General features: G+C 66.5%; 11 protein-coding genes. 7 read left to right on the top strand and 4 right to left on the bottom strand.

The window, feature by feature from the left end:
* Positions 1–91, bottom strand: a 91-nt coding sequence (locus AC5P8J_RS14505; protein WP_332329010.1) for a transposase, incomplete at its 3' end; no start/stop codon positions are given.
* A gap of 548 nt (positions 92–639) precedes the next feature.
* Here AC5P8J_RS14505 and AC5P8J_RS14500 point away from each other — a divergent pair.
* The gene (locus tag AC5P8J_RS14500; RefSeq protein ID WP_019660949.1) at positions 640–1,629 is read left to right on the top strand and encodes a fumarylacetoacetate hydrolase family protein; all 990 of its coding nucleotides are present in this window, start codon (positions 640–642) and stop codon (positions 1,627–1,629) included.
* A gap of 14 nt (positions 1,630–1,643) precedes the next feature.
* Entirely contained in the window at positions 1,644–2,312 is a 669-nt protein-coding gene (gene maiA / locus AC5P8J_RS14495) for a maleylacetoacetate isomerase (protein WP_227844404.1), read from the top strand.
* 33 nt (positions 2,313–2,345) lie between these two features.
* On the opposite strand, the gene AC5P8J_RS14490 is transcribed toward maiA, so the two are convergent.
* The 3 genes from AC5P8J_RS14490 to AC5P8J_RS14480 form a co-directional block, all read right to left on the bottom strand.
* Positions 2,346–3,842 (bottom strand): UdgX family uracil-DNA binding protein, encoded by a 1,497-nt coding sequence (locus tag AC5P8J_RS14490; RefSeq protein ID WP_134735593.1) that lies wholly within the window; start codon positions 3,840–3,842, stop codon positions 2,346–2,348.
* Positions 3,823–5,106, bottom strand: a complete 1,284-nt coding sequence (locus AC5P8J_RS14485; protein WP_134731756.1) for a putative DNA modification/repair radical SAM protein — start codon at positions 5,104–5,106, stop codon at positions 3,823–3,825. Before AC5P8J_RS14485 ends, AC5P8J_RS14490 begins: the two co-directional genes overlap by 20 nt.
* Before the next feature lie 130 nt (positions 5,107–5,236).
* Positions 5,237–6,364, bottom strand: a complete 1,128-nt coding sequence (locus AC5P8J_RS14480) for a PilT/PilU family type 4a pilus ATPase (protein WP_014035879.1) — start codon at positions 6,362–6,364, stop codon at positions 5,237–5,239.
* A 121-nt stretch (positions 6,365–6,485) separates the two neighbouring features.
* Between AC5P8J_RS14480 and AC5P8J_RS14475 the strand changes: the two genes are divergently transcribed.
* The 5 genes from AC5P8J_RS14475 to AC5P8J_RS14455 all read left to right on the top strand — a co-directional run bounded on the left by AC5P8J_RS14475 (position 6,486) and on the right by AC5P8J_RS14455 (position 11,270).
* A complete protein-coding gene (locus AC5P8J_RS14475; RefSeq protein ID WP_005415160.1) occupies positions 6,486–6,851 on the top strand; it encodes a DUF4398 domain-containing protein in 366 nt (121 codons plus the stop codon).
* Positions 6,848–7,732 (top strand): OmpA family protein, encoded by an 885-nt coding sequence (locus tag AC5P8J_RS14470; RefSeq protein ID WP_134731758.1) that lies wholly within the window; start codon positions 6,848–6,850, stop codon positions 7,730–7,732. The genes AC5P8J_RS14475 and AC5P8J_RS14470 overlap by 4 nt, the downstream gene beginning before the upstream one ends.
* 324 nt (positions 7,733–8,056) lie before the next feature.
* Positions 8,057–8,293, top strand: a complete 237-nt coding sequence (locus tag AC5P8J_RS14465; RefSeq protein WP_005407964.1) for an HP1242/YdcH family protein — start codon at positions 8,057–8,059, stop codon at positions 8,291–8,293.
* Positions 8,294–8,594: 301 nt separating this feature from the next.
* On the top strand, positions 8,595–9,965 hold the full coding sequence (locus AC5P8J_RS14460) for a pyridoxal-phosphate dependent enzyme (RefSeq protein ID WP_134731760.1): 1,371 nt from the start codon (positions 8,595–8,597) through the stop codon (positions 9,963–9,965).
* A 123-nt stretch (positions 9,966–10,088) separates the two neighbouring features.
* A complete protein-coding gene (locus AC5P8J_RS14455) occupies positions 10,089–11,270 on the top strand; it encodes a cystathionine gamma-synthase (RefSeq protein WP_111103836.1) in 1,182 nt (393 codons plus the stop codon).
* Positions 11,271–11,272 lie beyond the last annotated feature (2 nt).

Raw genomic sequence — 11,272 nt, 5'->3', positions numbered from 1 at the left:
TGTGGCGACGAGCAACGGCTTTGACTGATGTGGAGGTCTTGCAGGCCTCTTTGGCGACCTGCAGTTTGAAACGAGCGTCGTATCTGTTCATGTATCCCTCGGGGTTGGATCTGGCGTCCAACTCCCGGGGGTCACTTCACCATGGGGGCTTGGCCGCGGCATCCATGCCGCGGACACTCCCGCCACCGGGCCCACCCCGCCTTCGACAGTTTCCCGCGAGCTGCTGGGACGTCTCTTGGTGTCAGATCCGCTTTCCTTTGGAAAACGGATCTGTCCCCCGGAATTCCATTCGATATCTGACCAATGTGTCGACCAAGGTCGACATCCACCAGCAGTCGCCGGAATGTGTCGAGGGCGGGCGGTGTCGGATTGCGGGGTGTCCGCGGCATGGATGCCGCGGCCAAGCCTACAGGGACGTACTTGCGGCGTCCCCGCAATCCGACACCGCCCCGGCAACCCACGGAAAGCCAGCTGTTGCCGTTGCCGTTGCCGTTGCCGTTGCATTGAGCAGGTGCAGGGCTGCAAGCCCTGCCGAAGCCCCCACTACGGTAGGGTGGGCCGATGCCGCGCTGCAGCTTGGCGTTGTCGCAGATTTGATTACACTTGAAACTTGTTTGCCCACGACTCCGGACACCCACCATGAAGCTTGGTTCCTTGAAGGAAGGCGGCCGCGACGGCACCCTTATCGTCGTCTCGCGTGACCTGCGCCACGGCGTGCGCGCCACCGGCATTGCCGCCACCCTGCAGCAGGCCCTGGAGGACTGGAGCCACATCGCGCCGCGCCTGAACGCCCTGTACGAATCGCTCAACGCTGGCGACGCCGATGGCGTGTTCGACCTCGATCCGCAGGCGCTGGCCGCACCGATGCCGCGTGCCTATGAGTTCGTCGATGGCAGCGCCTACCTGCCGCACGTCGAGCGCGTGCGCCGCGCCCGCGGTGCCGAGGTGCCCGAGAGCTTCTACACCGACCCGCTGATGTACCAGGCCACCAGTGCGGGCTTCTACGGCCCGCGCGATGCGGTCAAGGTGGTCAGCGAGGACTACGGCATCGACCTGGAAGCGGAGATCGTGGTGATCACCGACGACGTGCCGATGGCGGCCACCCCGGAACAGGCCGCCAGCCACATCCAGCTGGTCGGCCTGGTCAACGATGTCTCGCTGCGCAACCTGATCCCGGGCGAGCTGGCCAAGGGCTTCGGCTTCCTGCAGTCCAAGCCGCGTTCGGCGCTGTCGCCGGTGTTCGTCACCCCCGATGAGCTTGGTGCTGCGTGGCAGGACAGCAAGGTGCACCTGCCGCTGCTGACCCACATCAACGGCCAGTGGTTCGGTGCGCCGGAGGCGGGCGTGGACATGCAGTTCAACTTCGCCCAGCTGGTCGCGCATGCGGCCAAGACCCGCCCGCTGGGTGCCGGCACCATCGTCGGCTCGGGCACCATCGCCAATGAAGACACCAGCAAGGGTGCCTCGTGCTTCGCCGAGCAGCGCGTGGTCGAGACCCTGCGTGACGGCAAGCCGAGCACGCCGTTCATGTCCTTCGGTGACGTGGTCCGGATCGAGATGCTCGACGCTGCCGGCAACAGCATCTTCGGTGCGATCGAGCAGCGCATCGAACAGGCGGCCAGGCCCTGAGCATGGAGGCGGCGATGGAGATTCCGGTCGACGACGGCATCGTGCTGTACACCTACTGGCGATCCAGCGCCGCCTACCGCGTGCGCATCGGCCTGGAGCTGAAGGGCCTGGCCTGGGAGGCGCGGCCGGTGCATCTGGTGCGCGACGGTGGCGAGCAGCACCATGAGGCTTACCGCGCGCTCAATCCGCAGCAGCAGGTGCCGACGCTGCTGCATGAGGGGCATGTGCTGACCCAGTCGCTGGCGATCATCGAGTACCTGGAAGAGCGCTTCCCACAGGTGCCGCTGCTGCCTGCCGATGCTGCGGGCCGCGCACGGGTGCGGGCGCTGGCGCAGCTTGTGGCCTGCGATATCCATCCGATCAACAACCTGCGGGTGATGCAGTACCTGGAACGCGACCTGCAGCTGCCTGCCGACGCACGCACGCAGTGGACCCTGCACTGGATCGCCGAGGGCTTTGCGGCGATGGAAACGCTGTTGGCCAACAGCCGCGACACCGGCACCTTCTGCCACGGCGACCGTCCTGGTCTGGCCGACATCTGCCTGTTGCCGCAGCTGTACAACGCCCACCGTTTCGGCCTGGACCTGGCGCCGTATCCAACGTTGCGCCGGATTGAAGCGGCCTGCCAGGCGCTGGATGCCTTTGATCGCGCGCGCCCGGAAAACCAGCTCGACGCCGCCTGACGGACCGCTTCGCTCGCCGGGCGCGGCCCGGCGCTACCGGTCCCCGGTCCGTGGTAGCGCCGGGCCATGCCCGGCGGATGCCCCATCCCCTCGCAACATCTGCCGAAGGTCTTCCCGGAAGAGCCGATAGCCGGCCTCGCGGCGTGCATCGTCGGTCTGCCGCAGCACCCACGCCGGGTGCACCGTGGCGTAGCCGCGGGTGCCGTCTTCGAGGGTGTGCCAGCGTCCGCGGTCGCGTGAGAGGTCGAAATCTCGACCGAATACCGAGGCTGCCGCAGTCGCGCCCAGGCACACAATCACCTGCGGCCGCACGCGCGCGATCTCACCCATCAGCCAGGGCCGGCAGGCCTGGATGTGACGGCTCTCCGGCCGCTTGTGCAGCCGCACCTTGCCGCGCCGCTCATGGTGGAAGTGCTTCACCGCGTTGGTGAGGTACAGCGTGGCGCGATCGATCCCCAGTTCCGCCAATGCGCGGTCCAGCACCTGGCCGGCAGGTCCTGCAAATGGCTGCCCACGCAGATCTTCGGTGTCACCGGGTTGCTCTCCGACCAGCATCACCCCGGCCCCTGCCGGCCCCTGTCCGAACACGGTCTGCGTGGCCTGCTCCCACAACGGGCACTGGCGGCAGGCGCTGGCCTGTCCGCGCAGATTGTCCAGGCTGCTGGCTTCGGCTGCCGATGCCGGAGGGTTCGCTCGCAGCGGAATCCTGCGTTGCGGTGCCTGCGCGGGACGGTCATGCATTTCCTGCACGCGGTCGGCGGCGTCGCGCACCAGGCGTGGCAGCAACTGTGCTTCAGGCAGGTGGCGCCAGTACTTGGCCGGCATCTCCTGCATCATCATCCGTGTGTTGAGTCGCGCCGGATTGAAGATGCTGGCGTAGTAGGTCTGCCACAGCGACTCGCGTGCATCCTCGGCCGGGGCGTCCTCGCGCCGTGCACCGGGGCCGAAGGCAAGCGCCTGCCCATCCCAGGCGACGCTGCGCGAAGGCGTGAGGATGGCCCAGCGCATGCCGGTGAAACGGCGCGCGAAGAACGGCGCGACCCGGTCGACGATGTGGTGTTGCGGCTCGAACCAGGCGATGAACGCATCAGGCTGGCCAGGCACTTCGCGGAAGCGCACGAATGCCTTCATCTTGTGCGTGTCGCGGCGGACCGCCTGTGCCATGGCCATCGCCCTCAGTACGTCGGCATCGGCAGGGTTTGACAGCACCGAGCGTTCGCCATGGGCGATGCGCCACAGCAACCGGTACAGGAGGGCCATGCGTTGTCCGTCGCGATGGCACAGGCAGGTGGCCGCCAGTTCCAGGAAGTCGCGCGGTACCGTCGGTGCGCCAGCATCGGCCTGTGCGGGCGCCGAGGTGACCGCGGGCGCGTCCAGCAGTGATGCGTCGCTGCCCTCGAGCCAGTCCAGCTGCTCCGGCGCGACGCCGCGCAGCAGGGCTTCGCGCGCACCGCTGCGCCAGGCCTCCAGCGACCATGGCGGATCCACCCGCAGCGACCAGCGCTGCGCGTCAGGCCGCGGACGGGGCATCGAACAGCGAACCCTGTCGCGGCGGCGGGGCCAGCTGCGCGCGCAGCGCCGCCGGGTCGTCCAGTGCTTTGCGAGGGTGATGGTCGGCCAGCAGCACGAACGGCAGCAGCTTGCTCATCGGTGCCTTCAGGCGCGCGATGTCGGCCACGCGCAGCCGCCCGTGACGGCGTGCCATCAGCACGCGCTTGACGTTGCGCACGCCAAGGCCGGGCACCCGCAGCAGCATCTCCTTCGGTGCCCGGTTCAGATCGACCGGAAAGCGCTCGGGATGGCGGATCGCCCAGGCCATCTTCGGGTCGATATCCAGGTCGAGCATGCCGTCCTGGGTGGTATCGGTAATCTCATCCACGCCGTACCCGTAGAAGCGCAGCAGCCAGTCAGCCTGGTAAAGGCGATGTTCGCGCTGCAGCGGTGGCGGCTGCAGTGGCAACTGCCGGCTGGCGTCCGGAATCGGGCTGAACGCGGAGTAGTAGACCCGGCGCATGCGGTAGTTGCCGTACAGGCTGTCGGCGCTGGCCAGGATCTGCCGGTCGTTTGCCCCGTCCGCGCCGACGATCATCTGGGTGCTCTGCCCGGCCGGTGCGAAACGGGGAGGACGCGGGCGAGTGCTGCGGATGGACGTCGGTGCCACCGCTGTGGGGGCCTTGCGAGCTTCCTTGGCTTCCTCGATGCGCCAGCGCAGTTCGCCCATCGCGCCACGGATGGAATGAACCGTCTTCTCCGGCGCCAAGGCGCTCAGGCCGGCTTCGGTCGGCAGTTCCACGTTGATGGACAGGCGGTCGGCATAGCGCCCGGCACCGGCCAGCAGTTCCGGCGAGGCCTCGGGAATGGTCTTGAGGTGGATGTAGCCGGCGTAGCGGTGTTCTTCGCGCAGCTGCCGGGCCACCTCCACCATCTGTTCCATGGTGTAGTCCGCATTGCGGATGATGCCGCTGGACAGGAACAGTCCCTCGATGTAGTTGCGCTTGTAGAAGTCCAGGGTGAGCGTGACCACCTCATCCACGCTGAAACGTGCACGCGGCACGTTGCTGGAAACCCGGTTCACGCAATAGGCGCAGTCGTAGACGCAGAAGTTGGTCAGCAGGATCTTCAGCAACGAAACACAGCGGCCATCGGGCGTGTAGCTGTGGCAAATGCCCATGCCCTCGGTGCTGCCGATACCGCCGCTGGCGCGCGAATCGCGCTTGCCCGAGCCGCTGGAGGCGCAGGAGGCATCGTACTTGGCGGCATCAGCCAGAATGGCCAGCTTGCGGATGGTTTCCATTGAGGAAACCTACGGATGAGGGGTCTCATTGGATGAGATGGCCCCTGAACTCTTCAGAAAAGGGGATTGGAGGGGATCAAGTCGCAAGTGCACAAACGACTTGATCCCCTCCGTCCCTTTTTTCGTGCGGTCAGAAGCCGTGGGTGATGCTGGGTGCGCCTGCCGAGAAATCGGCGTACGGGTCGTGCTCGCCACTGCTACCTTCGGACAGGCGGAACTTCAGGGCCAGGCCATCGCGCGAGTCGGCCGCGCGCAGCGCTTCTTCCTGCTCGATGATGCCGGCCTTGGCCAGCCGGAACAGGCACTGGTCGAAGCTCTCCATGCCTTCCTCCAGCGAGGCTTCCATCGCCGCCTTGATTTCGTGCACCTGGCCGCGGCGCAGCAGGTCGCGGATCATCGGCGTGTTGATCAGCACCTCGGTGGCCGGCAGGCGTCGGCCCTCCTTGTTCTTCACCAGGCGCTGGCTGATCACCGCGCGCAGGTTCAGCGCCAGGTTCATCAGCACGTTCTTGTGCGCGCTTTCCGGGAAGAAGTTGAGGATGCGCTCGATGGTCTGGTCGGCGTTGTTGGAGTGCAGGGTGGCCAGGCACAGGTGGCCGGTCTCGGCGAAGGCGATCGCCGCCTCCATCGTTTCCGCATCCAGGATTTCGCCGATCAGGATCACGTCCGGCGCTTCACGCATCGCGTTCTTCAGCGCGTTGTGGAAGGCATGGGTGTCCAGGCCGACCTCGCGCTGGTTGACGATCGACATCTTGTGCTTGTGCAGGTACTCGATCGGGTCCTCGATGGTGAGGATGTGACCGGTGGTGGTGCTGTTGCGGTGGTCGATCATCGACGCCAGCGAGGTGGACTTGCCGGAGCCGGTGGACCCCACCACCAGCACCAGCCCGCGCGGGGTCATGATGACGTCCTTCAGCACCTGCGGAAGGTTCAGCTCCTCGATGCTCGGGATGCGGCTGCGGATGGCGCGGATGACCATGCCGACCTCACCCCGCTGCTTGAACACGTTGACGCGGAAGCGCCCGGCGTCGGGCAGGGCGATGGCCATGTTGAGCTCGAGTTCGCGCTCGAACTGCGGCACCTGGCCCTCGTCCATCAGCGAGTAGGCAATCTTCTTCACCATGCCCGGCGGCAGGCCGGTGTTGCCCAGCGGATAGAGCTTCCCCTCGATCTTGATGTAGACCGGCGCCCCGGTGGTCAAAAACATGTCCGAAGCGTTCTTTTCGGTCATCAGCTTCAGGAAGTAGCCGATATCCATTGCGAATTTTCCCCAACGAAACGGCCGACGCCCGTTGCCAGCACGGTGTCGGCTTGACGACAATGGCCGTGAACCGACAACCGGTACGGCCTCCCCAATGAAACGACTTAGCTTCGCACGAATGCGCCATGGCCTGTATGTGATGGCGTTTGCATTCGCACTGTCTGCCCCCGCCTGGGCGCAGGACGCTGCCCTGGAACTGGCGCAGGCCCGGCAGGCAGTCGACAAGGCCACCCAGGCCGATGCCGACCAGTACGCCCCGGACCTGATCGGGCTGGCCCGGCAGGGGCTGGAGCAGGCCCAGCGCGCCGCCGGCGACCGCCGCGAGCGCAAGAACGCCCCGGCGATGGCCCTGCGCGCCGCCGCCGATGCCGACCTGGCCCGCGTCCGCAGTGAGGAAGCCACCGTCACCGCGCAGCTGCAGCTGCGCCGCAACGAGGTCAACCAGCTGCAGCGCCAGCTGTCGACCGGGGAGGACCGCCGGTGAAGCCGATGACCGCCGCAACCCTGGCCGCGCTGCTGGCGCTGCCGACCCTGGCCACGGCCGCCGACAACCCGATGGTGGCGCAGCTGAGCCAGCGCCTGATGGCCATCCAGGCCAACCCGGATACCGCTGAGCTGGGCGCGTTCGAGCGCATGCAGGCCCAGCAGGCCATCGCCACCCTGGACAAGGCCAAGCGCCGCGATCAGGAGCTGGCCACCTACCTGGCCGAGCGCCGGGTCGAGATCGCCGAGACCGCCGTGCGCACCGCACTGGCCGCGCGCGAGGTGGACCGCCTGGATCGGACCCGCAGCGACCTGCTGATCGAGGCCAGCCGCCGCGATGCGGCCCGTGCCCGCCAGGAAGCCGAGCAGCTGCGCATGCAGGCGCAGATGCAGGCCGAGGAGGCCGAACGGTTGCGCCAGGCCGCCGAAGCCGAGACCCTGGCCCGCCAGGACGCCGAGAACGCCCTGACCAGCGTGGCCGGCAAGCAGCAGCAGCGTCTGAGCGCCGCACAGCAGAACGCCGCCAAGCTGGCCCGCGAGGAAGCCGAACTGGTGTCCGGGCAGAAACTGCCGGGCTCGAAGTTCGATGGCCGTGGCGAAGTTTTCACCTTCGGTGGTGACGCGTTCGCCGCAGGCGCCTCCAGCCTGTCGGGTGGCGCCCGCAACCAGGCCAAGGCCCTGGCCGAGTACCTGAACATCGGCAAGAAGGGCCGCCTGCGCATCGAGGCCTACGACAGTGCCAACGGCGTGGGCCAGAAGCGTGCCGAAGCGCTGCGCGACGCCCTGGTCGCGGGTGGTGTCGCCAGCAACCGCATCCAGGTCAGCGGCAAGAAGGCTGCGTCCACCCGGGCGCGCTCGGCCGAGGTCATCATTGCCCCGTAATGCATTGATATTGTTTGTTTTTCGTTGTGATGAGCATTCAGCCTGAACCCCGCCCCGGCGGGGTTCGGTCTTTTTGACGCAGGGGTCTTGTACCCCACCTTGAGCAGGCGTAGGGTCAATCGTCCGGGACGCAATGCCGCGGACCGGACGATGGGAGGGCCGGGCCGATGCAAGCAGGGCGCGAACCGCAGCAGATCGACGTGCGCAGGCCAGTGCCGCAGGTCGTTGCGGGCGTCCAGGTGGCCATCGACCGGCGCTCCTCCATGAACAACGCCCCGTGCCTTTCGGCCGGGGCGTTCGTGTATCTGTCGAAGGAGGTCCATCATGTTTGAAGATCAGCCCCAGAGCGAGATCGACGCACGTCGCGCGCGTGATCCGGAGTTCAGGGCACTCCATGACCAGCACCGCAAGTTGAACAAGAAGTGCATGGACGCGGAGTTGGGTGTACTCCCGATCGATGATGTCACCCTGGGTCGCATGAAGCGCGAGAAGCTGCTGGCCAAGCAACGTCTTCTGCGAATGTACGAAACACCGCTCCCAACGACGTCCCCCACGCTTTGACGCACATCGTCGCGCCCGGAACGGCGTGACCCGGCCATCGATGGCCCTGCCGGGGGCTCCTGCCCCGGCATCGCGGCCGCGCCGATGAGGCGGCCGCGCCAAGGCACCACAGGCGGTGGTGCCTTGGCCTTCAGGCACAACTCACCGATGCGGGCGGCACCGGTCTCCTCGTCGATCCGGGGCCGTCCGCATCCCTTTTTTGCGGGCTTCCGGCCCCGCGGCGCAACGACCTGACATTCATCGCCATCCGACGGATAATCATCGGTCCGGCCCTGCGCGGCGCGAATCGAAAGTCCTCCGAATGCCCATTCATTCTTCCGTCCTCGAACTCATCGGCCAGACCCCGATCGTCAAGGCCCAGCGCCTGGACACCGGCGTCTGCGAGCTCTACCTGAAGCTGGAGAGCGCCAACCCGGGCGGATCGATCAAGGATCGCATCGGCCTGTCGATGATCGAGGCGGCGGAGCAGCGTGGCGACCTGAAGCCGGGCGCGACCCTGGTTGAAGGTACCGCCGGCAACACCGGCCTGGGACTGGCGCTGGTGGCACAGCAGAAGGGCTACAAGCTGATCCTCGTCGTTCCCGACAAGATGAGCCGCGAGAAGATCTTCAACCTGAAGGCGATGGGCGCCGAAGTCCGCCTGACCCGCTCGGACGTGGCCAAGGGCCATCCGGAGTACTACCAGGACCTGGCCAAGACCATCGCCGAGCAGACCCCGGGCGCCTACTTCATCAACCAGTTCGGCAACCCGGACAATCCGGCAGCGCACGAATTCGGTACCGGCCCGGAGATCCTGGAGCAGATGGGGGGTGACCTCGACGCCATCGTGTTCGGCTGCGGCAGCTCCGGCACCATGACCGGCCTGTCGCGCGCGTTCGCCAAGCTGTCGCCCAAGACCGAGCTGGTGCTGGCCGATCCGGTCGGCTCGATCCTGGCCGAATACATCAACGACGGCGTGCTCAACGACAAGTCGGGCAGCTGGCTGGTGGAGGGCATCGGCGAGGACTTCCTGCCGTCGATCTCCGATTTCAGCCGTGTCAAGAAAGCCTATGCAATCAGCGACGCCGAGAGCTTCCACACCGCGCGCGAGCTGCTGGGCAAGGAAGGCATCCTGGGCGGTTCGTCCACCGGCACCCTGCTGGCCGCAGCGCTGAAGTACTGCAAGGAGCAGACCACGCCGAGGAAGGTGCTGGTGCTGGTCTGCGATACCGGCAACAAGTACCTGTCGAAGATGTACAACGACTACTGGATGCTGGACAACGGCTTCCTGGAGCGCCCGCAGCACGGTGACCTGCGCGACCTGATCCTGCGCCCGTACGGCCAGCGCGACACTGTCGTTATTGGCCCGAACGACCTGCTGACCACCGCCTACCAGCGCATGAAGCTGTATGACGTGTCGCAGCTGCCGGTGATGGACGGTGACCAGCTGGTCGGCATCGTCGATGAAAGCGACGTCCTGCTGCATGTCTATGGCGACGAAGCGCGCTTCCGCGACACGGTTGCCACGGCGATGGTCAGCAAGCTGGACCGGCTGGACGTGAAGTCGCCGATCGAGGCCCTGCTGCCGGTGTTCGACCGCGGCCAGGTGGCGATCGTGATGGACGGCGATGCTTTCCTGGGCCTGATCACCCGTATCGACCTTCTGAACTATCTGCGCCGTCGCGTGCAGTAAGCCGCCGATCACGGCAGTTCACCGCTGAATTCCGGTTTATTCGCGTCAAAGCTCGTTAAGGCTGCGCTGATAGACTCCCGATCCTTTGACGGCGCCGCACGTCGGCGCCATTCAGGAAACGACATGTCCAACTCCTCTTCGCCCGACCGTGCGCTGGCCCTGGCCACGCTGGCCATCCACGGTGGCCAGTCGCCCGACCCCAGTACCGGTGCGGTGATGCCGCCGATCTACGCCACCTCGACCTATGCCCAGTCCAGCCCGGGCGAGCACCAGGGCTTCGAGTACTCGCGCACGCACAACCCGACCCGTTTCGCCTATGAGCGTTGCGTGGCGTCGCTGGAAGGCGGTACCCGTGGCTTTGCGTTCGCTTCGGGCATGGCGGCCAGCTCGACGGTGATCGAGCTGCTGGACGCCGGCAGCCACGTGGTGGCGATGGACGATATCTACGGCGGCAGCTTCCGCCTGTTCGAGCGCGTCCGTCGCCGCACCGCCGGGCTGGATTTCAGTTTCGTCGACCTGACCGATCTGGCGGCGTTCGAAGCCTCGATCACGCCGAAGACGAAGATGGTGTGGATCGAGACCCCGACCAACCCGATGCTGAAGATCGTGGACATCGCCGCGGTCGCTGCCATCGCCAAGCGCCATGGCCTGATCGTGGTGGTCGACAACACCTTCGCCTCGCCGATGCTGCAGCGCCCGCTGGAACTGGGCGCGGACCTGGTCCTGCATTCGGCCACCAAGTACCTCAACGGTCACTCGGACATGGTCGGCGGCATGGTGGTGGTTGGCGACAACGCCGAACTGGCCGAGCAGATGGCGTTCCTGCAGAACTCGGTGGGTGGCGTGCAGGGCCCGTTTGACAGCTTCCTGGCCCTGCGCGGCCTGAAGACCCTGCCGCTGCGCATGAAGGCACATTGCGCCAACGCACTGGCCCTGGCCCAGTGGCTGGAAAAGCACCCGGCGGTGGAGAAGGTGATCTACCCCGGCCTGGCCTCGCACCCGCAGCATGAGCTGGCCGGCAAGCAGATGGCCGGCTACGGCGGCATCGTCTCGATCGTACTCAAGGGTGGGTTCGAGGCGGCCAAGCGCTTCTGCGAGAAGACCGAGCTGTTCACCCTGGCCGAGTCGCTGGGCGGTGTGGAAAGCCTGGTCAACCACCCGGCGGTGATGACGCATGCCTCGATCCCGGTCGCACGCCGGGAGCAGCTGGGCATCAGCGATGCGCTGGTGCGGCTGAGCGTGGGTGTTGAGGAGTTGGGGGATCTGCAGGTGGATCTGGAGCGGGCATTGGCAGGGAACCGCTGATT

The organism is Stenotrophomonas sp. YJH_SMC_37 (genome assembly GCF_059370035.1).
This window is presented reverse-complemented; position numbering and strand designations above follow the sequence as displayed.

Coding starts and splice junctions, on each gene's coding strand:
- AC5P8J_RS14490 (WP_134735593.1), bottom strand. CDS start 3,842: ATGCCCCGTCCGCGGCCTGACGCGCAGCGCTGGTCGCTGCGGGTGGAT.
- AC5P8J_RS14455 (WP_111103836.1), top strand. CDS start 10,089: ATGTCCAACTCCTCTTCGCCCGACCGTGCGCTGGCCCTGGCCACGCTG.
- maiA (WP_227844404.1), top strand. CDS start 1,644: ATGGAGATTCCGGTCGACGACGGCATCGTGCTGTACACCTACTGGCGA.
- AC5P8J_RS14485 (WP_134731756.1), bottom strand. CDS start 5,106: ATGGAAACCATCCGCAAGCTGGCCATTCTGGCTGATGCCGCCAAGTAC.
- AC5P8J_RS14460 (WP_134731760.1), top strand. CDS start 8,595: ATGCCCATTCATTCTTCCGTCCTCGAACTCATCGGCCAGACCCCGATC.
- AC5P8J_RS14500 (WP_019660949.1), top strand. CDS start 640: ATGAAGCTTGGTTCCTTGAAGGAAGGCGGCCGCGACGGCACCCTTATC.
- AC5P8J_RS14465 (WP_005407964.1), top strand. CDS start 8,057: ATGTTTGAAGATCAGCCCCAGAGCGAGATCGACGCACGTCGCGCGCGT.
- AC5P8J_RS14475 (WP_005415160.1), top strand. CDS start 6,486: ATGCGCCATGGCCTGTATGTGATGGCGTTTGCATTCGCACTGTCTGCC.
- AC5P8J_RS14480 (WP_014035879.1), bottom strand. CDS start 6,364: ATGGATATCGGCTACTTCCTGAAGCTGATGACCGAAAAGAACGCTTCG.